Genomic DNA, 24,678 nt, shown 5'->3' on the forward strand with positions numbered 1-24,678 from the left:
GTCGACCGGCGACGTGGGTCGCCGGTCGTCGTCCGTCGGGCACGTGCACCGGACCGGGTGCCGGTGCGTCGGCGCACCGGTCGGCACGACCCACACCACCACAGACCTCTGGTCCAGGGAAGGGCGTGGCGGTCGGGCGTGTCGGCGGACCGGCGCGCCGGCGGGGCCCGGACGCCGGCCCGTCAGGCGTCGAGGCGGGCGAGCACCGCGTCGACGGGGCCGACGTCGAGGACGCCGCTGCCGGCCGTGCGCAGCCCGCGGGCGGGCCGGAGCGCCGCGGCCGCACGGGCGGTCGCGGGACGGTCCCCGACGACCGCGGCGGCCAGGCCGCCGAGGGCCAGGAGCGCCTCGAGGAGGTGGCCCGGCGGTGGGTCGGGCAGCGCGGCGACGGCGCGGGCGGCGGCGTCGGGACGGCCGTGCGCGAGGTGGTGCCAGGGCAGCGCCCAGGGGGCGTACGCGCCGGCCGTGGCGGGGTCGTCCGGCCACGGGAGCCCGTGGCGGACCCGGGTGGCGAGGACGGCCAGGGCCGGGAGGCCCTCCGCGACACCGGGCATGCCGGCGGACGGGAGGAGCGCAGCGGCGTCGCGGGCGGCGGCCTCGACGACGTCGGCGGGCCGGTCCGTCAGCGAGGTGCGGACGGCGGCGTACCAGCGGGTGAAGACGGCGACCAGCGGCGCCTCGCTGCGGCGCCCGAGGTCGTCGGCCGTCGCGGCGGCGCGGTCGGCGCCGTCGACGTCGCCGAGCGCGCAGAGGGCCTGCAGCCGGACGAGGTGCCCGAGGACCTCGTGCGCCGTGAGGCCGTGCCGGGCGGAGACGGCGACGAGCTCGGCGCCGAGGGCCTCGCGCCGCGGCGCCGCGCCGACGTCGTCGAGGGCGTGGAGGGCGGCGGCGCCGAGGGCGTGGACGAGCAGGCGCGCGTCGCCGAGCTCCCGCGCCAGCGCCTCGGCCTCCTCGGCGGCCGCCCGGCCGCGGGCGCCGAGGACGCCCGCCTCGCCGCGGGTCTCGACCGCGAGGGTGGCGAGGAGGCGCCCGCGGAGGACGGGCGGGGCCTCGGCGGGCAGCCGCGCGAGGGTCCGCTCGGCGACGGCGACGAGCTCGCGCGCCTGCACCGGGTCGTCGGCGCGGCCCCACAGGGCCGGGACGTCGTGCTCCCCGACGAGGCGGGCGACGAGCTCGACGTCGTCGGTCGCCGCCGCGGCGCGGACGGCGTCGAGGCGCTGCTCCCGCGCGGCCACGAGACCCGCCGCGCCCGTGACGGCGAGGGAGCGGAGCAGCTCCGCACCCGCGCGCAGGCGTGCGCCGGAACCTGGCCCCACGGAGAGCGCGAAGGCGGACGCCGCACGCTCGAGCGGGGCGTCGCCGGCGCCCCGGCCCGCGGGGACGGCGTGCCGCAGCACGTCCTGCTCGAGCCGGACGAGGGCGGGGCCGGGGTCGACGCCCAGCTCGTCGGCGAGCAGGGCGCGGGCGCGGCGGAGCGCGGCGAGGGCGTCGGCCTGGCGGCCGTCGCGGTACAGGGCCAGGGCGAGCAGCCGGTGGCCCTCCTCCCGCCACGGCGCCTCCTCGGCGTGGGGGCCGAGGGCGGCGGCGGCCCCGGCGGCGTCGCCGTCGTCGAGACGGGCCGCGGCGAGGCGCTCGACGGCGGTGAGCCGGAGCTCGTCGAGCCGCCGGGCCTCGGCGCGGGCCCACGGGCGGTCGGCCACGTCGCCGTACGCGGGACCCCGCCACCGGGCGAGCGCGTGCTCGAGCCGCGGGACGGCGTCGCGCGGCGAGAGGTCGCGGGCGGCGGCGAGGTCCTCCTCGGCCGCGTTGGCGTCGAGGGCGCCGTGGGGCAGGCGCAGGGCGTAGCCGCGGCCCTCGGTGACGAGCAGCCGCGGGGGCGTGCGCGCCGGCCGGCCCGGCTCGAGGACGCGGCGGAGCGCGGCGACGAAGGTCCGGACGGCCGCGACGGCGCCCTCGTCCGGCACGTCCCACAGGTCGTCGACGAGGACCCCGAGCGGGACGGTGCGCCCGCCGGCGACGAGGAGCCGGGCGAGGAGCTCCCGCGGGCGGGGGGCGAGGGGGCGGAGGGCGCCGGACGTGCCCGCAGCCCCGGGCGCGTCGCGGACCTCGAGCGGGCCGAGGGCACCGACGGCGAGGGGGGCGGGGGCTGGGTCACCGGCAGCCGGGTCGGGCGTCACGACGTCGTGCCCCGCCGGGCGGCGCTCATCGGACGCTCATCGGGGGCGACGAGCGTGGACGCCATGACGACGACCGAGCCCGTCCCGGCCCCTGCCCCCAGCGCTGCACCCACCGCCCCTGCGCCCGCCACGCGCCCCAGCATCCCCGGCCTCGCCGAGGTCGACGTGCGGGTGGCCGACGGCGTCTCGCTGCACGCCGCCGTCGGCGGGAGCGGCACGCCCGTGCTGCTGCTGCACGGCTTCCCGCAGACCCACCTCATGTGGCGGTCCGTCGCGGCGGACCTCGTGGCCGACCACGCCGTCGTCGCCGCCGACCTGCGCGGCTACGGGGCCAGCAGCGCCCCGCCCGAGGACGGGCCGGGCACCTACAGCGCCCGGACGATGGGGCGGGACGCGGTCGCGCTGATGCGGGAGCTCGGCCACGACCGCTTCGCGCTCGTCGGGCACGACCGCGGCGGGCTCGTGGGCGTCCGGGCGGCCCTGGACCACCCCGAGGTCGTCACGCACCTCGGCGTCCTCGACGTCCTGCCCACGCTGGACAGCTGGGAGGTGCTGCAGGGGCGGTCGGCCGCCGTCGCCTTCCACCTCTACCTCATGGCGCAGCCGCCGGGGCTGCCGGAGGCGCTGGTGGCCGGGGCACCGGACGCCTTCTTCGGCCACTTCCTCGACGCGTGGGGCGACGGCTCCGCCTGGCTGCCGGACGACGTCCGCGCGGAGTACCTGCGGGCGAGCCGAGAGCGGGTGACCTCGGTCGTGGCCGACTTCCGGGCCTCGGCGGGCGTGGACGCCGACGACGACCGGGCCGACCGCGACGCGGGCCGGCGGCTGACCATGCCCGTCGGCGTGCTGCAGCAGCACTGGGGCGGAGCGCTGGGCTTCGACCCGGTGGCGCGGTGGGCCGCCTGGGCGCCCGACCTCGACCACCGGCTCACGCGGGCGGGGCACTTCATGGCCGAGACGGCGCCGGGCGAGGTGGTGGCGCTCGTGCGAGGGCTGCTCGCCCGGTGAGGTGTGGCGCGACCGGGCGGGAGGACGGGCAGGACGGGGCTCGGCACCGCCCCCCTCCGAGGGGCGACGACCCACCGCCTCACGAGGACGGCCGATGTCCGTCGATGACGCCGTCTGCCGCCGGATAGCGGCAGCACTAGATGCCGCGAGACACCGTCATCGACGAGGCGTCGCCCCGACGGGAGGGCGAGACGTCGGTGGACAGGTCTGGCGGTGGCGCGGTCGGTCGACTATCATTCGAACACACGTTCGGACGGGTTGTCGAGGGGGTGGCGCGGTGGGGCAGGAGCCGACCGACGACGCCCCGCGCGAGGACGACGTCCCGTGCCGCGACGATCGCCGTGACCTGCCGCCGCGCGACCTGCCCGTCGCCCGGCGCGCGGGTCGGGCCGTCCTGGACCGGCTCCGCGACGCCCACGCGGCAGCGTCGGCCCAGCACGCCGCCCTGCTGGACCTGGTGGCCGACCTCGTCGACGAGGTCGCCGCCGCCCTGGGCGTGCCGGTCGGCGGGGACCCGGTCGAGACCGCCCGGTTCGGCCGGCTCGGCGGGGACCCGGCCGAGGCCGTGGTCACCGAGATCGCCCTCGCCCTGCGGGTCGGGGTCGCGGGGGCGCGGCGACTGGTGCAGGACGCGCTCGCGCTGACGACCGTGCTGCCGCAGACCCGGGCCGCGCTGCGCAGCGGAGGCATCTGCCCCGCCCGGGCGCACGCGGTCGTCACCGGCACTGCCGGTCTGACGCCGGAGCAGGCCCGCTGGGTCGACGCCCACCTCGCCGACGACCTCCCCCGCCTGGACCCGCCCGGTGTGAAGCGGAAGGTCCGGGCGCTGGTCGCCCGGCTCGAGGTCGACGCGACCAACCGCGGGCTCCGCTACGAGACGTGCCGGCGCCGCGTCCTCGTCCAGCCGCTCGGCGACGGGGCGGCCGAGCTCGTCGCCACCGGACCGGTCGCCGACATCACCGCCCTGTTCCACCGGATCACCACCTGGGCCACCACCCGCACCGGCCCGAACGCGGGGGCGGACCCGCACGCGGCGGTCGCCGCGGGTCTGGACCCCGTCACCACCGACCCGGCCGGTCTGCCCGACCAGCGCGGCGTGGACGCCCGCCGCTTCGACGCGTTGGTCGGCCTGGCCACCGGCGCCGACCCGCGCTCGGACGGTCGGGCGCACGCCGGGCCGTGCCACGGCCCGACGCTCAACGTGTCCCTGCCCACCCTGCTGGGCCTGGACGACGAGCCCGCGTGGCTCGCCGGCCACGGCGCCGTGCCCGCCGACGTCGCCCGCGAGCTCCTCGCCGCCGGCCACCCCTTCCGCCGGATCCTCACCGACCCCTTCACCGGGAAAGTGCTCGGCGTCGACGGACACCTCCACCACCTCGACACCAGCACGACCCGCACGACCACGCCGCGGGCCGCCGACGACACGACGACCCCGATCGCGGACGTCCTCCCCACCCCCAACTCCGGCGCGCCAGCGGCACCGACCACGACGGCGCCACCGCCCATCACGCCGGCTCCGGTGGAGGGCGCCCACGCGGTGCCCCACCCACCGGGCGACAGCCGGAAGAGCACACCACCCGTGCCGCCGCCGGCCACCACGGGCCAGGTGCCACCCGGCCTCGCCGACAAGCTCGCCCGCATCGCCGACGCAGCCGCGCCCGGCACCACCACGCCCCGATGGGCGTCGGCGGGAGCCGACACGTCCGACCACGGCACAAGGACCGCACCGACCTGCCCTCTCGCGGGCCTGCCCACCGACTACGTCCCGACCGCCGAGCAGACCCGCTACATCCGCGCCGCCCTGCCCGAGTGCACCCACCCCGGCTGCACCCAGCCCTCGGTCCGCTGCGACCTCGACCACCAGACCCCCCACGGCGCCGGCGGACCCACCTGCGAGTGCAACCTCCGGCCCCGCTGCCGCAAGCACCACCAGTGCCGCACCCACTACGGATGGCTCGTCCAGCCGATCACCGACGACCCGACCGACCTGCACGGCCTCGGGACCCGGTGGACCTCACCCCTCGGACTGGTCCACGACGACCCCGCACCGCCCTTCCTCCCCCGACCCATCGCCCGGGAGAAGGACGGTGGCCCGCCGCTGCCCGCCGGCTGGGGCAAACCTCGGCGAGCCCCTCGACTGCTCCTACCCGACCGTCGACATGGCCTGGCCCGGCGCGCAGCTGCTCATCAGCGCCACCACCGTGACCCACCACCGCGACGCACCCCGACCGCCCGACCCGCCGGCCGAGGAGGACGACGACCCACCGCCCTTCTGACCGGGCGACCGCCCGCCGACCACCCGCCGACCACGAGCCGTGGCCGCCGTGGAGCCGTCGATGACGGCCTCTACGGCGGTCTAGTCCTGCCGCGAGAGCGCCGCAGACGACGTCATCGGGGGCGATCGACCGACGGCCGGACGCACGGTCGGCCCGGGCGGGGACGACGGGAGCGGGAGCGCCCTCGGCCGGCTCCGGCGTCAGGACTCGCCCCCGACCGCCGCCGGCCGCCGGCCCGCGCCCTCGGTCCCCAGCCGCAGCCCCCGCGCCCTCGGTCCCCAGCCGTCGGCCCGCCCGCGCCCTCGGTCCCCGGCCTGCAGTCCTCAGCCTCCAGTCCGGGCCGTCAGCCCGTCAGCCGTCAGCCGTCAGCCGTCAGCCATCAGCCGTCGACGATCGCCTTGCCCGGGTTGAGGATCCCCAGCGGGTCGAAGGCCGCCTTGACCGCGGCGTGGAGGTCCATCGAGACGTCGCCCAGCTCCTGGCGCAACCAGGCCCGCTTGAGGAGGCCGACGCCGTGCTCGCCGGTCAGCGTCCCGCCGAGCCGCTGGGCCAGCGAGAAGATCCGGCAGGCGGCGTCCCACGGCGCTCCCGACAGGACGTCCTGCTCGGGGGGCACGACGACGACGGGGTGGAGGGTGCCGTCGCCCGCGTGCGCGAAGACGGCGATGCGCACGCCGGTCGACGCGGAGATCTCCTCGATGCCGGCGACCGCCTCGGCGAGACGCGAGCGGGGCACCGCGACGTCCTCGATGACGGCCCGGCCCAGCCGCTCGAGCGACGGCAGGGCCTCGCGGCGCGCCGTCATGAGCTCCGCCGCGCGGGCGGGGTCCGTCGTCGTCTCGACGCCGCGGGCCCACGGGGAGACGGCGGCCAGGACGGCACGTCCCTCCGACTCGGCCCCGGCGCCGTCGGTCTGGGCGAGGAGCATGGCGGCGCCGCGGGCCCGGAGGTCGAGGCCGAGGGCGGCGTCGACGGCCTCGAGGGTGGCCGCGTCGACGAGCTCGAGGACGGCGGGCTCCACCCCGGCGCGGGTGATGGCGGTCGCGGCACGGGCGGCGTCGGCGACGGTGTCGAAGAAGGCGCTCGTCGTGGCCTGCTTCCGGCGCCGGGGACGGAGGCGGACGGTCGCCTCGACGACGACGCCGAGCGTCCCCTCCGACCCGACGAGCAGCGCCGTGAGGTCGTAGCCCGCGACGCCCTTCGTCGTCTGCCGGCCCGTGCGCAGGACACGGCCGTCGGCGAGGACGACCTGCAGCCCGAGGACGGCCTCGCGGGTGGCGCCGTACTTCGCGCACCGCAGGCCACCGGCGTTGGTGGCGATGCTCCCGCCGACGCTGGCGGTCGCCGCGCTGGCCGGGTCGGGGGCGTACATGAGGCCGTGGACGGCGGCCGCCGCGTCGAGGTCGGCGACGAGCACCCCGGGCTGGACGACGGCGACCTGGTCGTCGGGCCGGACCTCGACCAGGCGGTCGAGGCCGCGGACGTCGAGGACGACCTCGCCGGCCCCGGCGGTGGCCCCGCCGGCCAGGCCGGTGCCGGCGCCGCGGGTGACGACGGGGGTGCGGGTGGCGGTGGCCCAGCGCAGGGTGCGGACGACGTCGTCGACGGAGCGGGCCCGCACGACGCCGTCGGGCAGGCCGTCGGGACGGTGACCGGACCAGTCGGTCGCGGCGGCGGTCCGGGACTCGATGTCGCGCAGCACGTCCGGCTCCTCCGGAGCCGCCGGGGCGGGGGCCGTACCCACCTCGCCCGCCGTCGTGCCGTCGTCACCCACGTCGCGCCTCCCGCGTCTCGAGCCGTCACCCGCGCCGACGCCCCCGGGACCGCTCGCGCCGGGGGGACGACGCCGTCCGGCCGCCCGCCCCGCGACCGTGTCCCCCGACCGTCTTGACGGTACAGGACAGCCGCTGTACCAAAGGTCCACCATGGACGCGCGACGAGACAGGCCCAGCCCCCCTCCTGCCCCCGGCACCCCTGCGCCGCAGCTCGTCACGGCGTCGGCGCCGCCGACGGGCGGTGGTCCGGCGGGCGTACCGCACCTGGACCGGCTCGGGACGGAGCACGCCCGGGCGGACCTCGCCGACCTCGACACCCGCAGCACGCGCGAGGTCGTCGCGGTCCTCGCCGCGGCGGACGCCGAGGTGCCGGCCGTCGTGGCCGCCGCGGGCGACGCGATCGCCGCGGCCGTCGACCTCGTCGTCGACGGGATGGCCCGCGGCGGACGGCTGGTCTACGTCGGCGCGGGCACCCCCGGCCGGCTGGCGCTGGTCGACGCCTCCGAGGTGCCGCCCACCTACGGCACGGACCCGGGCCTCGTCGTCGGCGTCATGGCCGGGGGCCTCGGCGCCCTGCAGGCGGCCCGCGAGGGCGTGGAGGACGACGAGGAGGCGGGCGCGGCCGACGTGACGGCGCTCGGCGTCGGGCCCGCGGACGTCGTCGTCGGCATCAGCGCCTCCGGGCGGACGCCGTACGTCCTCGCCGCCGTGGCCGCGGCCCGTGCCGCCGGCGCCCGCACGGTCGGCGTGAGCAGCAACGAGGGTGCCGAGCTGAGCGCCGTCGTCGACGTCGCCGTGGAGGTCCCCACCGGTCCCGAGGTCGTCGCCGGGTCCACGCGGCTCAAGGCGGGGACGGCCCAGAAGCTCGTCCTCCACCAGATCTCGACGGCCACGATGGTCCGCCGCGGCCGGGTGCTCGGGCCGCACATGGTCGACGTCCGGGCGACCAACGCGAAGCTGCGCCGCCGCGCCGTGCGGATCGTCGTCGAGGCGACGGGCACGGACGAGACCACGGCGGCCGACGCGCTCGACGCCGTCGGCGGGCACGCGGGCACCGCCGTCGTCGTCGTCCTGGCCGACGTGGACGCCGCCCGCGCGCACGAGCTCGTGGCGGGCGCGGGCGGCGTCGTGCGGCGGGCGCTCGACGCCGCCCGCGGCTGACCGGCCTCAGGAGCCCCCGGCCACCGCCCGCACGAAGGCGAGCGACCGTGCCCGGAGGTCGGCCACGCGCTGCTCGCGGGCGGCCGCCCGGTCGAAGCCCTCGTAGGGCAGCGGCGGGTCGAGCCGGACGTTGGCCGAGCAGGAGAAGTCCTCGCAGACGAGCGTCCCGACCGTGTCGCCGCCCCGCCCCGCCGGACCCGCGAGGCGGGCGGCGACGAGGACGACGTCGACGGGCAGCCGGACGTCGGCGCACCAGGCGCACTGCGCCCGGCGCCGCGGGGACGCGTCGGCCTGCCGCAGCAGGACGCCGACGGGCTCGCCGTCGACGGGCACGACGACGTAGGAGCGCTTCGGCAGGCGCGGGTCCTGCCAGCCGAGGAGGTCGAGGCGGTCCCAGGGCCGCGCGTCGAGGTCGGCCGGCGGGGTGAGGTCGGCGCGCTCCTTGCGGGAGGCGTTGACGAGGCAGGAGCGCAGGGCGGCGGGCGTGAGGGGGTCCATGGGTCGTCCTCCGGGACGGGCACGGGCGCACCCGGTCCCCGACCGGAGGGGGCGGGGAGGGCGCGGCCGTCGTGCCGACGGGTGGGGTGGGTGGGGGCGCGTCGCGGCAGCGGTCCCCGGGGGGACCGCTCGTTCGCGGGGCGCCGCTGCCGGTCGGCCCTCCCGTCGTGCGGGACGAGCGCCGGGAGCGGCCGCTACCTCCTGCCGGCGGACGGGCCGCCGACCACCTCCGTGCGCCGCGGGGGCGCCGTCACCGGGATCTGCACGCGGCGAGGGTACGCCCGGTGCCCCGGGCACGGGTCGACGAGCGGTGGCGTCACCGCGCCCAGCACGCCGTCCGGCCGACCGTCGCCGTCGCCGCGAAGCCGGCGTCCTCGAGGAGGGCGACCCGCTGCGGCGCCTCCGCCCGGCGGCGGTCGGCGTCCTCCTCGCTCCCGGAGGGCAGGAGCAGGCACGCCTGCCGCACGTCCAGGTCGGCCAGCGCGGCGAGGACGTCGGCGTCGTCCGTGCCCGCCGGCAGCGCGTCGAGGTCGGCGAACCGGACGAGCAGGAGCCGCTGGTCGTAGCGGAACCCGGGCACGTCGCGGAGCTGGTCGAGGAAGTAGTCGCGGGGCGCGACCGTCTTGACCCGCGTCGTCAGCACCGCCGTCGTGATGGCGTCCTGCTCGGGCAGGAGGACGACGTCGCCCGGCTCCGCCCGCGCCAGCACCGCCTCCGCGACGACGACCGAGCCCGGTCCCCGCTTGAGCGTCGGCGGCCACGCCTGCTCGACCCGGTTGCCCGCCGTCCAGATCGGCTGCCCGCCGGCGACGAGCGCCGCCACGAGGGCCACCGGCACGACCACGCGGCGCACGCGCGGGGCGCCCGGCGTCCCCGCCCCGGCGAGCCGCACGGCCAGGACGCCGACGAGCGCCGCGACGGTGGCGACCCAGCTGACCCGCCACAGCGTGGGGCCCAGGCCGACGACGTCGTAGACGAGCAGCGTCACCCCCGGCACGAAGGTCACGCCGACGGCGAGCGCGAGGACGCCGGTCGTCAGGCGGGCGTCCCGGTGCGGCACGAGGAGCGCGCCGAGGAGCACCGCCGCGACGCCGACGAGGGCGACCGTGCCGTCGCGGAAGATCTCCGGGCCGAACCAGCCGGGGTCGAAGCGGAACGTCCGCCGCTCGAGGAAGTCGTCGGCCGACCGCCCGCCCACCGCGACGGTGACGACGCCCGCGGCCAGCGGGTAGGCCGACGCGGCGACGAACCCGCCGGCGGCGGCCCGCCACCGGCGCCGCACGAGCAGCGGCGCGACGCCGCCCACGGCGAGCACGGGGACGAGGAACATCGCCGTCGTCGACAGCCCGACCGCCGCCGTGCCGCCCACGGCGAGGGCCGCGACGGTCCGCCGCGACGGTCGGGCGGCGTGCCGCAGCAGGGCGACGAGGAGCAGCGGGACGAGCAGGCAGAGCAGGAGGACCTTCCCCTGCCACATCCGGATGAGGAAGAGGTTGCCGGGCGCCGCGTAGCCGGGGCCGCCGTCCCAGAGGAGGAAGGCGAGGGCGACGACGAGCGCGAGCCCGACGGCCGGCACCCGCCACGCCCGCAGGAGGCGGTGCAGGGCGAGGACGGCGAGCGCCGTCCCCAGCGGCGGGACGACGAGGTAGACGACGTCGGCGGCCCGCACGCCGGCGAGCAGCGCGGCCGTCCCGACGAGGCCGTCGTAGGAGGCGACGGGCGGGAAGCTCGTCATGGGGAAGACCTCGTCGCCGAAGATCGTGTCGCGCAGGGGGAAGGTGCCCCGCTCGGCGGTCCACTGGGAGAGGTTGACGTAGTAGAGGTCGTCCGGGTTGGGCCAGCGGCTCGTCGCGGCGAGCACCGCGAGGCCGGCGGCCGCGACGAGCGCGAGGCCGACCCCGGGGCGGCGCGACGCCGCCGGCGCCGCCGACGCTGCCCGTGGCGTCGCCGGGTGCAGCGTGCGCGCCGCCCACGCCGTCCCGGCCGCCGCGGCGACGAGCCAGAGCACGGCGACCGCCGTCCAGGGGGCGCCGACCGCGCCGAGGACGGCGGTGACCACGGCGGCCGCCGCCGCGGCGACCAGCAGCGGGCGGTGCGCGCGCGGGGGGCGGACGTCGCGGGCCGGCCCGGGCGCGGCTGTCGCGCGGAGGCGTCGCCCGACGACCACCGCGACGACGAGCAGCGCCGCGGCGAGCGCCACGGCGACCTCGGCGTGCCACCCCAGGACGAGGCACAGGTGGTACGCGGGCGTCCATGCGGCGAGGACGGCGACGGTGCCGTCGAGCGTCCGCCGGACGGCGCGCTCGGCGCGGCCGACGGCGACGTCGTCACCCTCACCGGCGGCGGCGACGCCGGCCCGCCGCGGGCGGGCGCGACCGCGCGACGGGGCCGTCCGCGCCGCTGCCGCCACGGGCGTCACGGTAGGTGAGGAGCGGCGTCACGGCCGGGGACGGGGACGGCCGTCGACCGGTCACGGCCGGGCCCACGCCGCGGCGGGCCGCGGCCGGGCACGCCCCGACCGGGGCGCGTGCCGGGTGCCGTGCGGCGACGACGCGGTGCCGGGCCCCCGACGGCGTCCCGCCACGGCCGACCGCCCGGCGGCAGGATCACGCCGTGCAGACCGCCGCCGTCGTCCTCTCCCTCCTGCTCGCCGTCGCCCTGGCCGGCTCCGCCGTGGCCAAGCTCGTGCGCGTCCCGGCCGTCGTCGCGTCGATCACCGGGGTGGGGTGGCCTGCCGAGCGGATCTGGGTGCTCGCGGTGGTCGAGCTGGTCGGCGCCCTGGGTCTGCTCGTGGGGCTCGCCGCGCCGGGGATCGGCCTCGCCGCGGCCGTCGGGGCGACGCTCTACTTCCTCGCCGCCGTCGTCTCCCACGTGCGGCTGCGGCAGTCGCCGGCGCAGGCGTCGGTGCCGCTGCTCCTCGCGGTCGCGACGACGGCCGTCCTCGCCGCGACCCTGTAGCCGCGACCCTCCGGCCGCGACCCTCAGGCCGCGACCCCGCAGCCGCGACCCCGCCGGCAGGACGCCACCTACGCTCGCGGCATGCCCGGGCGCCGCGACCTCCTGGCCCGGCACGCCGGGCGGCTGGTCCGGTACGCCACCGGCTCGGGCGTCGCGACGGTCTGCTCGGCGGTGGCCTTCTTCGCCGTCTACGCCCTCGGGGCCGGCACGACGGCGGCGAGCCTCCTCGGCTGGCTCGCCGGGGCCGTGCCCAACTACCTGCTCAACCGGGCGTGGGTGTGGCGGGTCGGCGGCCGGCCGGACGTGCGGCGCGAGGTGGTGCCGTACGTCGTCGTCGTCCTCGTCACCCTCGCGCTCGCGACGGGCGCGACCGCGCTCACCGAGGACCTCCTCGAGGGTGCGGGTGCGGCCGGCGGCGTCGTGACGGCGGGCGTCAACGTCGCCTTCCTCGGCGTCTACGCGCTCATGGCCCTCGTGCGGTACGCCCTGCTCCATCTCGTCTTCCGCCGCCTGCCCGGCCGTACCGGGCAGCCCACGGGGCCCGCACGGCCCGGCCCCCCGCCCACCCAGGAGACCCGATGACGGACAGCCCGACCGACGGCGCCGGCGCCTTCAGCCAGGCCACCGGCCGCTCGCTCGAGGAGGGCTCGGGCGGCGGGCAGCGCCGCTACAAGGCGTACCAGCTCGAGCTCATGCGCCCCCACGTCGGCCGGTCGCTCCTCGAGGTGGGCGCCGGGCTCGGCGAGCTCGCCGAGGTCTTCGCCGCGGGCATGGACCTCGAGCGGCACGTCGTCACCGACGTCGACCCCGGCGCCGTCGCCCACGTCGCCCGGCGCTTCGCCGACCGCCCCGAGGTGGAGGCCCGGCGGCTCGACCTCGACGGCGACCTGCCCGACCTCGGTGCCCCCGTGCAGACCGTGCTCGCGTCCAACGTCCTCGAGCACCTCGAGGACGACGCGGGCGCGCTGCGCCGGCTCGCGCGGCTCGTCGAGCCCGGCGGGACCGTCGTCATGTTCGTCCCCGGCTACATGCAGCTCTACGGCGACTTCGACCGCCGCGTCGGCCACGTCCGCCGCTACACGCCCGCGACGCTGCGCGCAGCCTTCGAGGGCGCCGGGCTGACGCCGCGCGTGGTGAGGCCGGTCAACCTGCTCGGCGGGATCGCCTGGTGGGCGGCCGTGCGCCGTGGCGGCGTGGGGTCCCCGAAGCCGGCGCTCGTGGCGGTCTACGACGGCGTCGTCGTGCCCGTCACGCGGCTGCTGGAGAAGGTCGTCACGCCGCCGTTCGGGCAGTCGGTCCTCGGCGTCGCCACCGTGCCGCCGGAGGCCGCGGCACGCTGAGGCTCAGGCGTCGCCCGGTGCGACGACGCCCGCCCCGGCACCCCGCCGCCCCCGCCGCACCGCCGACACGCCCAGCACCGCCGCGACGGGCAGGAGCACGACGGCCGGCAGTTGGTAGCGCCAGACGAACTGGGTCGTGAGGTCGGGCAGCACCGACAGGCCGAAGCCGCAGAGGACGAGCAGCAGCACGTACGGGCGCGCCGGGCCCGCCCGGCGGTGCACCGCCCCGACGACGCCGAGGACGAGCGAGAGCAGGACGAGCGGTCCCCCGACGTAGACCACCCGCTCGTAGGCGACGAGGAGGTCGGCCCACGGCTGGTGCGTCTGCTGCTGCACGCCGCCGTGCTCGGCGAACCCGGGCTCCGTCCACGGCGTCGGCGTGCGGTCGACGTACGAGACGAACTGCCACTTGAAGGCGGTGCTGTACTCGTAGCGGTCCACCCGGTACGGGTCGAACCCGAGCGCGACGTCGCGCAGCACCGTCCGCACGTAGTCGCCCGGCTGGGCGCTGATCGCCTGCCGGGCGAAGTCGCGCAGGACGTCGTCGCGCGCCACCCCTGGCGGCAGCTCGAGCGCCGTCGCGCCCACGCCGATCTCGTACCAGCCGTAGTCGGTGGGGTCGCGGCGCTCGCCCACGGGCTCCGGCGGGCAGAGCACCTCGGCGTACGGCTCGAGGTCGAGCAGGTCGCAGTCGACGAAGGTCGTCGTCCGCATGTACGCCGACGTCCCGCCGATGCCGGACAGCGCGTAGGTGCCCCACGTCGAGTGGTACCAGGCGGCGTAGGCGCCGACGGGCAGGACGAAGCCGACGACGAGCAGCGCCGCGGGCAGCACCCGCCCGCGCAGCCCGGCCCCCGCGAGGAGGCAGAAGACGACGCCGGCGAGGACGAGCGGCGTGCCCACCTGCCGCACGAGCACCGAGGCGCCCATGACGAGCCCGGCCGCGAGCGCGACCCCCGGCGTCGGCCGGCGCCGCCAGCCGAGGAGCACCATCGCGAGGACGAGCAGGTGGACGAAGAAGGCGTCGCTGAGCGGGCCGTGCTCGAGGACGAGCAGCATCGCGTCGAGCAGCAGCGGCAGGACGGCGACCGCCGCCCACCAGCGCCCGACGCCCCACCGGCGGAGGACGGCGTAGAGGCCCGTCGCGGCGGCGAGCCCGAGGACGTGCTGGACGCCGACGAAGAGGGCGACGTCGTCGCGGACGAGCGACAGCGGCAGGAGGAAGAAGAGGCCGTAGCCGTCGGGCCGCTCGACGCTCGGCGTCGTGTCGCCGACGAAGCGCAGGTACGACGGGGCGTCGCTGACCATGATCGCCGGCGGGAAGGCCGCGAGGACGACGAGCCGGACGACGACGCCGAGGGCGAGCGCGCCGAGGAAGGGCGCGTGGTCCGCCGCGAGCGCGCGCAGGCGGGCCGAGCGCGGGGTGCGCCCGTCCGGACGGGGCGACGACGCCGCCGGGGAGCGCGGCGCGGTCGTCGTCACGGGCCCAGGGTGCTGCATCGCGGGCCCGACGTCACGGCCCGGGGGCACCCCGCGGCTAGCGTGCCGGGCATGACGAGCCCTGCGGCGGACCGACCGGGCGACGACGCGCCGCGTCGGGGCCGCCGCGCCGGCCTGGCCGTGCGGACGTGGGGCGGGACGGGCACGGGGCCGGGGTCGGGCACCGCCGTCGTCGCGCTCCACGGCCTCACGAGCACCGGCGACGTCTGGGACGGCCTGGCCGGCGCGGTCCTGCGCGCGGCGCCGGGGGCCGTCGTCGTCGCCCCGGACCTGCCCGGCCGCGGGCGGTCCGTCGCCGTCCCCGCCGCGCCCGGGCTGGGCGGGCTGGCCGAGCGGGTGGTCGCGGCCGCGGGCGACCTCGGGGCGACCCGCGTCGTCGTCGTCGGGCACTCGATGGGCGCGTTCCTCGCCCCGCTCGTCGCGGCGCGCCTCGGCGGGCGGGCCGCGGGCGTCGTCCTCCTCGACGGCGGGGCGGCGCCGGAGCCGTCGCCGCTGCTGCACCCGCTGGCCGTGCGCGCCCTCTTCACCGTCCAGGCGCGCCGGCTCGCCCGCACGTGGCCCGACGTCGACGCGGCGGTCCGCGCCACCGACGGACGGGCCGTGGCGGTCCGCACGGACCTGCGCCCGGCCGTCCGCACGTGGACCGCGGAGGCGCTCACCGGGCCCGACGGGGCGCTGCGCCTGCCGCTCGACCGCCGCCGGCTGGTCGCCGACGCCGTCGACACGCTCGCCGGTCCCTCCCGGCTGCCGCTGCTCACGCAGCCCCCGACGACGGACGTGCCCGTGCACCTGCTGGCGGCGACGCGGGGCGCCGACGACGGCCGCGACCCCTTCCTCTCTGACGCGGCGCTCGCGACGGCGCGGGGCGAGCTGCCCCGGCTGACGACGGAGCGCGTCACGGCCAACCACGTGACGCTCCTGCTCGACCCGGCACCGGTCGCCGCGGTGGTGCGCCTGCTCGCCGGGGGCTGACGCCGCGGACCTCCCCGCCGGAAAGGGCTGGCGCGACGCCCCGGACGTCGCCCAGGGTGCGGGCATGCCGACGACCCCCGCCCTGCCCGGAGCCGTGGAGCACCTCGTCGACGTCGCCGACGGCGTCCGCCTCTGGGCCCGGACGAGCGGCGACCCCGGCGGCAGCCCCGTGCTCCTCGTCATGGGCGCCGCCTCGAGCGGCGTCGTCTGGCCGGACGCCCTCGTGGAGCGGCTCGGCCGGCAGCACCGCGTCGTCGTCTGGGACCACCGGGACACCGGCCGCTCGAGCGCGGCCATGGACGTCGCCCCTTACGCGCTGACGGACCTCGCGGAGGACGCCGTGCGGGTCCTCGACGCGGTCGGCGCGGACCGGGCGCACGTCGTCGGCATGTCGATGGGCGGGCTGCTCGCGCAGCTGCTCCTGCTCGACCACCCCGACCGGCTCCTCTCGGCGACCCTCTTCTGCACCGGGCCCCTCGCCGGCGCCCCCGTGCCCGAGGACCTCGTGCCGCCCGGCACCACGCCGCCCGGGCCGTCGCCGGAGCTGCTCGCGCTGTGGGGGCGCCTCGGCGAGGAGCGCGACGCCGCCGCGGAGCTCACCTTCCGGGTCGAGCACTGGCAGGCGCTCGCGGGCGGCGGCGTCCCCTTCCCGCGCGCCGAGGTCGAGGCGCTGGAGGCCCGCGTCGTCGCGCACGGCGGCCCGGCCGACGCGTCCTCGGCCACGGCGCACGCCCGGGCCGGCACCGACGGCCTCGCCCGGGGCGCGGAGCTGGCCGCCGTCACGACGCCGACCCTCGTCGTCGAGGCGCCCGAGGACCCCGCGTACCCGCCGCCCAGCGCGGCGCTGCTGGCCCGGGCCGTCGGCGCCGCGACCGGCGGCGCGCGCCTCGTCACCGTCCCCGGCATGGGCCACGCCCTGCCCGCCGCGGTGCTGGGACCCCTCGGCGACGCCGTCGCGGCGCACCTCGACGCCGTCGACGCGGCGGGGGGCGGCACGTCCGGCTGACGTCCCGCCGTCGCTACGGTCGGCCGGTGAGCACCCCGCCCCGCCGCCCGGCCGGACCGTCGCCGCACCTCGTCGCGGCGGTGCTCCTCGTCCTCGTCGGCGCGGCGCTGCTCGTCGCGGGGGCCTACCTGCCCCGCGCCCTCACCGACGACGAGGCGCTGCGGGCGACGGCGAACGGCGTCCTGCGGCTCCTCGGCTTCGGCTCGATCGGCGCGGCCGCCGTCATGCTCGTGGCCGGACGGGCCCGCCGGAGCCAGGGCGACTCCGGCAGCGAGGACGCCTAGGGACGATGCCTACGGACGCAGCGCCGGCGCCACCTCGGTGACGGGCGCCGGGAGCCCCTCGCGCCAGGCGGTGCCGAGGACCACCCGCGCGTACCGCGAGCCGTAGACGAGGTTCTTCCCCTTCTTGCTGCTGCCGGCGGCCCGCACGGCCATCGAGGCCGGCACCTCGGCCACGCGGTAGCCGTGCGCGTGCGCGCCGAGGAGCAGCTCGGAGGACTGGTACTGCGGCTGCCGCAGCGTGACGACCCCCGTGAGGTCCGCCCGCATGGCGCGGAGCCCGAAGGACGTGTCCGTCGTCCGGTGCCCCGTGAGGAGGGTGACGACGCCCGCGAAGACGTGGACGCCCGTGCGCCGCACCCGGTCGCGGGTCTCCTGGCGGCCGAGCAGCCGCGAGCCGGTGACGAAGTCGGCCTCCCCGCGGACGACGGGCCCGAGGACGGCGGGCATGTCCGCGACGTCGTACTGGCCGTCGGCGTCCGTCGTGACGACCAGGCGGGCGCCGTGCTCGCGGGCCACCCGGTAGGCCAGGCGCAGCGCGGCGCCCTGCCCGCGGTTGACGGGGCAGGCGACGGAGAGCGCCCGCGGGTGCGCGGCCACGACGGCGGCCGTGCCGTCGGCGCTGCCGTCGTCGACGACGAGGACGTCGACGGGCAGGCCGCACAGCTCGGTGGGCATGCGGTCGAGCACGGCGCCGATCCCGCCCTCCTCGTCGTACGCCGCGACGGCCACGACGACGGGCGCGAGCGCCGGCACCCCGACGCGGGCGTGGAGGTCGGCGACGGCGGCGCGGTCGACGTCGTCGGCGGGGACGGGTCCCGCGCGGCGGCCGCGCCGGCCGCGCAGCAGCGCCGTCACGGCCAGCGCGCCCGCGGCGGGCACGACGGCGAGGGCCGGCAGCGCCGCGGCGGGCGTGAGCCCCTCGACGAGCAGCGGTGCGACGGCGAGCAGCAGCGGGACGACCGCCGTCGTCGCCACGGCGCCGCGGCTGCGGGACGGCCGCGCCCGCCCGAGGCCGAGGACGGCGGCGAGCGCGAGGACGAGCGCCACGAGCACCGCGCCGGTCTCGACGGCCGACGGCGCCAGCGCGCCGAGCAGCCCGTCCGGGCCCTGGCCGCCGACGAGCGGCTCGCCGGCCAGCGGCGCGAGGACGCCCAGGGCTCCGTCGTCCGGGGCGCCCGCCGACGCGGCGAGGACGGCGAGCGAGGAGCCGGCCGCGCAGACGAGCCCGACGAGCGCGGCGACGACGCCCGAGGCGGCGCGCCAGAGGACGGCCAGGAGGCCGAGCGCGACGAGGGCGACGAGCACCGGCTCGAGCGCGCCCCGCCCGGCGGCGGCGAGCTGGGCCGGGCCGAGCGCGGCGGGCGCGGCGGCGAGCGCGGCGAGCCAGCCCCAGCCGCCCCAGCGGCGGACGAGGAGGCCGACGGCGGCCGCGGCCACGAGGGCGGCGGCCGTCTCGGCGGCGGTCGTGAGGCCGGCGGGCGCCCCGGTGGGCCCGCCCGCACCGGCGGGGTCGGCGGGGTCGAGCAGCCGCGCGAGCGCGCCGGCGACGAGGACGCCCGCGAGGGGCAGCCATCCCGTCAGGAGGCCGGTGAGCCCCTGCGCCGTCGAGCCGCCGGGCCCGCGCGGGGCGGCACCGGGGCGCTCCCCCTCCCCGGGGGGCGCCGGGGGGACGGCGGCGTGACGGCCGGGCGAGCTCACGGGGCCGGGCGGAAGTCCGGCCACGCCGACGCCATGCCCGCGGCGAGCGACGTCGTCGGCGCGTACCCCAGCGAGCGGGCCCGGGCGACGTCGACGACGACGGCGGGCATCTCGCCCGGTCGGGCCGGCTGGTGCTCGACGGGGATCGCGGCGCCCGTGGCCTCGCGGGCCGCCGCCACCATCTCGTTGACCGTGTACGAGGTGGCGCCGCCGACGATCGTCGGGCCGCTCGGCCAGCCGAGCGCGGCCTGCGCGAGGCCGCGGGCGGCGTCGGAGACGTGGACGAGGTCGCGCCGCTGCTCGCCGTCGCCGTAGACGACGACGCCCTCCCCGGCCGCGGCCGCGCGCAGCAGGCGGGGCACGAAGGAGTCCTTGGCCCGCATGCCCGGCCCGTAGACGTTGGTGAGCCGGACCGCGGGGGCGCGCAGGCCGAAGGCGCCCGCGTAGCCGGAGAGCAGCATCTCGCCGGCGGCCTTCGTGGCGCCGTAGGGCGTGAGCGGCCGCAGGGGCAGCTCCTCGGTGATGGTGCCGCGCCCGTCGACCCCGGCGCCGACGTCGCCCACGACGGCGTTGGTCGAGGCGAGGACGAAGGCCCCGACGCCCCGCTCGCGGCAGAGCTCGAGGAGCCCGGCCGTCGCGACGACGTTGAGCGCCGTCGTCGCGGCGGGCCGCTCGACGGAGCCGAGCACCGACGTGACGGCCGCGAGGTGGACGACCGCGTCGACGTCCGCCGTCACCGCGGCGTCGCGGACCGCGGCGTCGGTGAGGTCGCCGACGACCGTGGGGACGTCGGGGTGGGCGGTGCGGTCGACGCCGACGACCTCGGCGCCCAGCCCGCGCAGCGCCGCCGCGACGTGCCGGCCGACGAAGCCGTTGACGCCGGTGACGAGGACCCTGCTGCTCACGAGCTGCTCACGAGCCGGACAGCCGCAGCGCCGGCGCCTGGTTGGCGGCGCGGCGCCAGTCGACGACCGGGCGCATGGCCTCGAGGTCGACCCGGTGCTCGTTCTCGCGGATCACCGCGAACATCGACGTCAGGAGCGTCTCCGAGAGCAGGTGCGGCTGCAGGCCGAGGGACTCCAGCGCCGTGTGCGTGAAGGCGTAGTAGTGGTCCTCGATCTCCACGCGCGGGTTGTCGACCTTCACGACCTCCGCCGTGCCGGGGTAGGCGCGGGCGACGACGTCGGCCATCTCCGTGAGGGAGAACTTCTCCGTCGCCTGGTTGAAGACGCGGAACTCGCCGCGGTCGGCGGGGTTCTCGCACGCCAGGCGCACGCACTCGACCGTGTCGCGGATGTCGATGGTGGCGCGCGTCTGCGACCCGCCGCCGTAGACGGTGAGCGGCTGGCCCAGCACCGCCTGGATGGCGAAGCGGTTGATGACCGTGCCGAAGACGGAGTCGTAGTCGAGCCGGGTCGCGAGGCGCGGGTCGAGCGCCGTCTCCGGCGTCTCCTGCCCGTAGACGACGCCCTGGTTGAGGTCGGTGACGCGCAGGCCCCAGATGCGGCAGCCGAACTCGAGGTTGTGCGAGTCGTGCACCTTGGACAGGTGGTAGAAGCTGCCGGGCTTCTTGGGGAACATCATCCGGTCGGTCCGGCCCTTGTGCGTGACCTCGAGCCAGCCCTCCTCGATGTCGATGTTGGGCTGGCCGTACTCGCCCATCGTCCCGAGCTTGACGACGTGGACGTCGCGGTCGAGCTCGCCGATCGCGTACATGAGGTTGAGCGTGCCGACGACGTTGTTGACCTGCGTGTGGACCGCGTGCTTGCGGTCGATCATCGAGTAGGGCGCCGCGCGCTGCTCCGCGAAGTGGACGACCGCCTCGGGGCGGAAGTCCCGCAGCGCCGCGTAGAGCGCGTCGGCGTCGCAGAGGTCGACCGTGTACGAGCGGAGCGCGTGGCCGCTGACCTCGCGCCAGGCGCGGACGCGGGTGGCCATCGACTCGATCGGCACGAGGCTGCCGGCCCCGAGCTCGTGGTCGTACTGGCGGCGCAGCCCGTTGTCGAGCACCCCGACCTCGTGGCCGTGGGCCGACAGGTACATGGCCGTCGGCCACCCCAGGTAGCCGTCGCCCCCCAGCACCAGGATGCGCATCGTCGTCCTCCCTGCGGGCCGTGCCCGCGAGCACCGGCGCGCCCGGGCGGGCGGACGCCTGCGCCGACCGTAACGGTGCGGTCGTCGCCGCGAGGTCGCCCGCACGGGCGCGCCGCGACGGGGCCGACGGGGGCGGCCGTGCGGGCGTCCGCGCGACGTCGCGGACCGCCGCTCAAGGACGGGGCCCGACGTGCCGATGTCCTCCGCGGGGGACCCGTGCAGCCCTCAGGGCGGCACGGGGACGGCACGGGCACGGCAGAGGAACGGCAGAGGATCGGCAGAGGACGGGACCGGATGACCACGGACGCACGCCGCACCACCGGCCGCGCGACGGCGACCGCCGGCGCGGCCGCCGGCTTCGCCGCCGTGGCGACCGCCGCCGTCCTGCACCCCGCCCTCGCGACCCTCCTGTGGCCCTCCACGGGCGCCGCCGCCCTGTGGCTGCTGTGGAGCTGGCGCCGGCCCCGCGAGGTCGTCCTCGCCGGCGGCCTCGTCGTCACCACCCTCGTCCTCCTCCACGCCGTGGCGGGCCGCGGTCCCGGGTACGGGCTGCTCGCCGGCGTCGTCGTGCTGCTGTCCGCGGTCGTCACGGCCGCCGTCCTCGACCGGCTCACCGGCGGGCGCCGCGAGCTCGGGCGCCCCGGCGACCTCCTCGCCCTCGTCCTCGCCGCCGCGGCGGGCGGTCTCGTCTCCTCCCTCGTCGGGCCCGGCCTCGTCCGCGCCGCCTCCACCGAGGTGCCGGCCTTCGCCACCTCGTGGCTGACGCGGCCGGCCCTGGGCTCGTTGCTCGTGCTCGCCGTCGGCCTGCGCGTGCACGCCTCCGTCGTCCGGTACCGCCGGGCCCGCGCCGGCCGACCCGTCGAGCGCCCCGCGGCCCTCCGCGCGCTGCCGACGCTGAGGGCGGCCGAGGGGCTCGTCCTCGTCGGCCTGCTCGGCGTCGCGCACGCGGTCGCCGCCACGTCCACCACCATGTCCCTCGCCGCGCTGACCGTCCTGCCCCTCTCGGTCTGGGCGGGGCTGCGCCTGCCGACGACGTGGGGCGCGCTGGTGGCGCTCGGCAACGGCGTCGTCCTCGTCGCGCTGACGACGACCGGTCACGGCCCCCTCGCCGGCCTCGACCCGGTCGGCCGCGAGGTCACGACGCAGCTCCTCGTGGCGGCCCTCGTCGTGGTCGTGCTCGCGCTGGCGCTGCACCGCGACGGCGCCGCCCGGGCCGTCGAGGCCGCCGAGCGCTCGCGCCGCTCCTCCGCGCAGCACGCCGAGATGCTCTCGGCCGTGGTCGGGAGCGCCTCCGAGGGCGTCATGGTCGTCGACCCCGCCGGGCGCGTCGTGCTCGAGAACGCCGCCGCGCGGCGCCTGCTCGGCGTCCTGCCCGACTCCACCGCGTGCCTGCGCGTCAGCGCCTTCCACCTCCAGGACCTCGACGGCCGGTCCCTCCGCCCCGAGGAGCGGCCGATCCACCGCGCCCTGCAGGGGGTGGCGACGACGGAGCTGGAGCTGGTCGTGCGCCGCGCCGACGGCGGGCGCTCCCGCCTCGTCATCAGCGCCTCCCCGCTCCCGGGCGGCCGCGGCGCCGTCGCGACCTTCCACGACGTCACCGCCGAGCGGCGCGCCACCGCGCGGCTCGCCGAGAGCGAGCGGCTGTTCCGCCGCGCGCTGGAGTCCTCGCCGCTCGGCCTGCTCGTCCTCCCGCTCGGCGACGGCCCCTGCACCGTGCGCCGCACCAACCCCGCGCTCGACCGGCTGCTCGGCCGCACCGACCTCGTCGGCGTCGACGTCGCCGAGGTCGCCGAGCCGACCGACCGCCCCGTCCTCGCCGCCGCGCTCGCCGAGATGGCCGAGGGCCACGAGGTGCGTCGCCTCGAGCTGCGGCTGCGCTCCCCGCGCGGCCCGGTCCACGCGCGCTGCGCCGCGTCCGTCGTCGAGCAGCCGGACGGCCGCCGCGAGGCGCTGCTCCTCCTCGAGGACGTCACCGCCTCCCGCGCGTCCGAGGAGCTCCTGGCCCACCGCGCCCACCACGACGCGCTGACCGGCCTGCCCAACCGCGTCCTGCTCGCCGAGCGGCTGCGCGACGCGCTCCGGGCGCGGCAGGAGGAGGCCGTGGGCCCCGCCGCAGCGGGCGGCCGGCTGGGCGTCGTCTACGTCGACCTCGACGGCTTCAAGGCCGTCAACGACGCCGAGGGCCACCACGTCGGCGACGCGCTGCTGCGCGACGTCGCCGCACGGCTCACCGGCGTCGTCCGCCCCGGCGACACCGTCGCCCGGATCGGCGGCGACGAGCTCGTCGTCGTCTGCCCGGGCCTCGGCGGCGAGGACGACCTCGCGCTCGTGGCCTCCCGCGTCGTCGACGTCCTCGGCGCCCCCTACGCGCCGCCCGCGCGACGCCACCGCGTGACGGCCAGCGCCGGCACCGCCCTGGCGGGCCCCGACGACGACGCCGCCGGGCTGCTGCGCCGGGCCGACCGGGCGATGTACGCCGCCAAGCGGGCGGGCGGCGACCGGTGGGTGCCGGCCGACGCGACGGTCGCGCCGCTGCCTCCCGTCGACGTCGCGACGGGCCCGGTGCCGGAGGCCCTCGCCGGCTGAGCCGGGGAGCGCGCCCGCGGGGCCGCGTCAGCCCGTGGCGTCGCGCGCGACGACGAGCAGGGTGAGGTCGTCGGTGGACCCCTGCCCGGTGTGCGCGTCCACGGCGGCGAGGACGGCGTCGGCCGTGCGGCCCGCGGCCCCCGGGCCGGTGCGCTCGGCGGGCGCCAGCGCGTCGAGCGCCGCGAGGAGGCCTGCCTCCCCGAGCATCCGCCGGTCCGTGCTCATGGCCTCCGTGACGCCGTCCGTGTAGAGGACGAGCTGGTCGCCGGGGCCGACGGGCACGGGGACGTCGTGGACGACGACGTCCCGCAGCACCCCGAGCAGCGTGCCCGGCCGGCCGACGAGCCGCGCGGGGCCGTCCGCCGGCAGCAGCACGGGGCGCGGGTGGCCCGCGAGCGCCACGACGACGTCCTCGGACGCCACGGGCAGGTGGCGTCCGCCCTCGGCGCCGGGCAGGCCGGCGACCGCGAGGGTGGCGAAGCGGCCGGACAGCGCGTCGCCGATGGCGCCCGCGGTCTCGACGAGGAGGGTCGAGGGGCGCGCCGCCGTCGTCGCGACCCCGCGCACCGTCCACCGCAGGACGCCGGTCGAGGCCGCGGCGCGGGGGCCGCGCCCGGAGACGTCGCCGATGAACGCGTACCAGCCCCCGCCCGGGCGGGGCAGGAGGTCGTAGACGTCGCCGCTGACCTCGCCGCGCGAGCCGTCCTCGCGGCTGGCGGGCGCGTACCGCACCGCGGTGCTCCAGCCCACCACCTCGGGCAGCGAGGACGGGACGAGGGTGCGCTGCAGCTGCTCGGCCAGCTCGGCCTGCTCGCGCCGCAGGACGTCGCGCGCCCCCTCGGCCCGCTGCTGCGCGGTGAGGTCGCGCTGGACGGCGACGTAGTGGGTGACGACGCCGCCCGAGTCCCGCAGCGGCGAGAGCGACAGCTCGTTGAGGTAGACCTCGCCGTCGGCCCGGGCGTTGGGCAGCGTGACGACGCCGGAGCGCCCCTCCCGCAGCAGCTCGCGGATGCGCCGGGGGGCGTCGCCGACGTCGAGGCCGTCCTGGAGGAAGCGGCAGTTGCGGCCGAGGGCGTCGGCCGGTGTGAAGCCCGTCGCGGTGGTGAAGGCCGGGTTCACGTAGACGAGGGGCTCGTCCGGCAGCCGCATGTCGGCGATGCAGACCGCCTGGTCCACGGACTCCAGCGCCTGGACGAGGAGGGCCACGGGCGTGCCGTCCGCCGAGCTGCCGGGCACGTCGGCCCGTGCGTCGAGCGCCCCCGCGTCGACCGCCCGTGCGTCGTCCGCGCGTGCGCCGGGGGCGGCCGGGCTCGTGCTCGTCATGGCTCTCCTCGGCTCGCCGTGG

Annotated in this window: 18 protein-coding genes and 1 pseudogene; 10 read left to right on the forward strand and 9 right to left on the reverse strand. The window is 78.8% G+C overall.

The annotated features are described in order from the left end of the window. Positions 1–182: 182 nt before the first annotated feature. On the reverse strand, positions 183–2,177 hold the full coding sequence (locus tag EDC03_RS12380) for an AfsR/SARP family transcriptional regulator (protein WP_123380551.1): 1,995 nt from the start codon (positions 2,175–2,177) through the stop codon (positions 183–185). 63 nt (positions 2,178–2,240) lie between these two features. On the opposite strand from EDC03_RS12380, the gene EDC03_RS12385 reads away from it, so the two are divergent. After that, positions 2,241–3,185, forward strand: coding sequence for an alpha/beta fold hydrolase (locus EDC03_RS12385; RefSeq protein ID WP_123380695.1), 945 nt, complete (start codon positions 2,241–2,243; stop codon positions 3,183–3,185). 94 nt (positions 3,186–3,279) lie between these two features. Next, positions 3,280–4,452, forward strand: a pseudogene (locus EDC03_RS18595) (DUF222 domain-containing protein); the annotation flags it as partial. A 1,388-nt stretch (positions 4,453–5,840) separates the two neighbouring features. Here EDC03_RS18595 and EDC03_RS12395 read toward each other — a convergent pair. After that, entirely contained in the window at positions 5,841–7,235 is a 1,395-nt protein-coding gene (locus tag EDC03_RS12395; RefSeq protein ID WP_241967173.1) for an FAD-binding oxidoreductase, read from the reverse strand. Between the two features lie 151 nt (positions 7,236–7,386). Between EDC03_RS12395 and murQ the strand changes: the two genes are divergently transcribed. After that, positions 7,387–8,397: an N-acetylmuramic acid 6-phosphate etherase gene (gene murQ, locus EDC03_RS12400; RefSeq protein WP_123380553.1), complete on the forward strand. Its 1,011-nt coding sequence runs from the start codon at positions 7,387–7,389 to the stop codon at positions 8,395–8,397. Between the two features lie 6 nt (positions 8,398–8,403). Here murQ and EDC03_RS12405 read toward each other — a convergent pair whose 3' ends face one another. Together EDC03_RS12405 and EDC03_RS12410 are read right to left on the reverse strand one after the other, a co-directional pair. Then, positions 8,404–8,895, reverse strand: a complete 492-nt coding sequence (locus EDC03_RS12405; protein ID WP_123380554.1) for an FBP domain-containing protein — start codon at positions 8,893–8,895, stop codon at positions 8,404–8,406. A 316-nt stretch (positions 8,896–9,211) separates the two neighbouring features. After that, positions 9,212–11,305, reverse strand: a complete 2,094-nt coding sequence (locus EDC03_RS12410) for a DUF6077 domain-containing protein (RefSeq protein WP_148058078.1) — start codon at positions 11,303–11,305, stop codon at positions 9,212–9,214. A gap of 203 nt (positions 11,306–11,508) precedes the next feature. Between EDC03_RS12410 and EDC03_RS17640 the strand changes: the two genes are divergently transcribed. The 3 genes from EDC03_RS17640 (at position 11,509) to EDC03_RS12425 (ending at position 13,193) form a co-directional block, all read left to right on the forward strand. Next, positions 11,509–11,853, forward strand: coding sequence for a DoxX family protein (locus EDC03_RS17640; protein ID WP_158674289.1), 345 nt, complete (start codon positions 11,509–11,511; stop codon positions 11,851–11,853). Positions 11,854–11,934: 81 nt separating this feature from the next. Beyond that, entirely contained in the window at positions 11,935–12,435 is a 501-nt protein-coding gene (locus EDC03_RS12420) for a GtrA family protein (protein ID WP_123380557.1), read from the forward strand. Continuing rightward, entirely contained in the window at positions 12,432–13,193 is a 762-nt protein-coding gene (locus tag EDC03_RS12425; protein ID WP_123380558.1) for a class I SAM-dependent methyltransferase, read from the forward strand. Before EDC03_RS12420 ends, EDC03_RS12425 begins: the two co-directional genes overlap by 4 nt. Before the next feature lie 3 nt (positions 13,194–13,196). On the opposite strand, the gene EDC03_RS12430 is transcribed toward EDC03_RS12425, so the two are convergent. Beyond that, positions 13,197–14,675, reverse strand: coding sequence for a hypothetical protein (locus tag EDC03_RS12430; protein ID WP_123380559.1), 1,479 nt, complete (start codon positions 14,673–14,675; stop codon positions 13,197–13,199). 69 nt (positions 14,676–14,744) lie between these two features. Here EDC03_RS12430 and EDC03_RS12435 point away from each other — a divergent pair, with 69 nt between their 5' ends. The 3 genes from EDC03_RS12435 to EDC03_RS12445 all read left to right on the forward strand — a co-directional run bounded on the left by EDC03_RS12435 (position 14,745) and on the right by EDC03_RS12445 (position 16,955). After that, the gene (locus EDC03_RS12435) at positions 14,745–15,665 is read left to right on the forward strand and encodes an alpha/beta fold hydrolase (RefSeq protein ID WP_148058079.1); all 921 of its coding nucleotides are present in this window, start codon (positions 14,745–14,747) and stop codon (positions 15,663–15,665) included. Between the two features lie 64 nt (positions 15,666–15,729). After that, a complete protein-coding gene (locus EDC03_RS12440; protein WP_199720219.1) occupies positions 15,730–16,671 on the forward strand; it encodes an alpha/beta fold hydrolase in 942 nt (313 codons plus the stop codon). A 26-nt stretch (positions 16,672–16,697) separates the two neighbouring features. After that, positions 16,698–16,955 (forward strand): hypothetical protein, encoded by a 258-nt coding sequence (locus EDC03_RS12445; protein WP_123380561.1) that lies wholly within the window; start codon positions 16,698–16,700, stop codon positions 16,953–16,955. Positions 16,956–16,964: 9 nt separating this feature from the next. Here EDC03_RS12445 and EDC03_RS12450 read toward each other — a convergent pair whose 3' ends face one another. From EDC03_RS12450 to EDC03_RS12460, 3 genes are read right to left on the reverse strand one after another with little or no spacing between them, the layout of a single operon-like run. Beyond that, positions 16,965–18,653 (reverse strand): glycosyltransferase family 2 protein, encoded by a 1,689-nt coding sequence (locus tag EDC03_RS12450; RefSeq protein WP_148058080.1) that lies wholly within the window; start codon positions 18,651–18,653, stop codon positions 16,965–16,967. Then, positions 18,650–19,558 (reverse strand): NAD-dependent epimerase/dehydratase family protein, encoded by a 909-nt coding sequence (locus EDC03_RS12455; RefSeq protein ID WP_123380563.1) that lies wholly within the window; start codon positions 19,556–19,558, stop codon positions 18,650–18,652. The genes EDC03_RS12450 and EDC03_RS12455 overlap by 4 nt, the downstream gene beginning before the upstream one ends. 7 nt (positions 19,559–19,565) lie before the next feature. Further along, a complete protein-coding gene (locus EDC03_RS12460; RefSeq protein WP_123380564.1) occupies positions 19,566–20,747 on the reverse strand; it encodes an NAD-dependent epimerase/dehydratase family protein in 1,182 nt (393 codons plus the stop codon). Positions 20,748–21,041: 294 nt separating this feature from the next. Here EDC03_RS12460 and EDC03_RS12465 point away from each other — a divergent pair, with 294 nt between their 5' ends. Further along, complete coding sequence (locus tag EDC03_RS12465; RefSeq protein ID WP_123380565.1) at positions 21,042–23,333, forward strand: diguanylate cyclase domain-containing protein; 2,292 nt, start codon at positions 21,042–21,044, stop codon at positions 23,331–23,333. Between the two features lie 27 nt (positions 23,334–23,360). On the opposite strand, the gene EDC03_RS12470 is transcribed toward EDC03_RS12465, so the two are convergent. Continuing rightward, positions 23,361–24,656 (reverse strand): PP2C family protein-serine/threonine phosphatase, encoded by a 1,296-nt coding sequence (locus tag EDC03_RS12470; protein WP_123380566.1) that lies wholly within the window; start codon positions 24,654–24,656, stop codon positions 23,361–23,363. Between the last annotated feature and the right edge of the window lie 22 nt (positions 24,657–24,678).

The sequence above is a fragment of the Pseudokineococcus lusitanus genome, assembly GCF_003751265.1.
Classification (GTDB): domain Bacteria; phylum Actinomycetota; class Actinomycetes; order Actinomycetales; family Quadrisphaeraceae; genus Pseudokineococcus; species Pseudokineococcus lusitanus.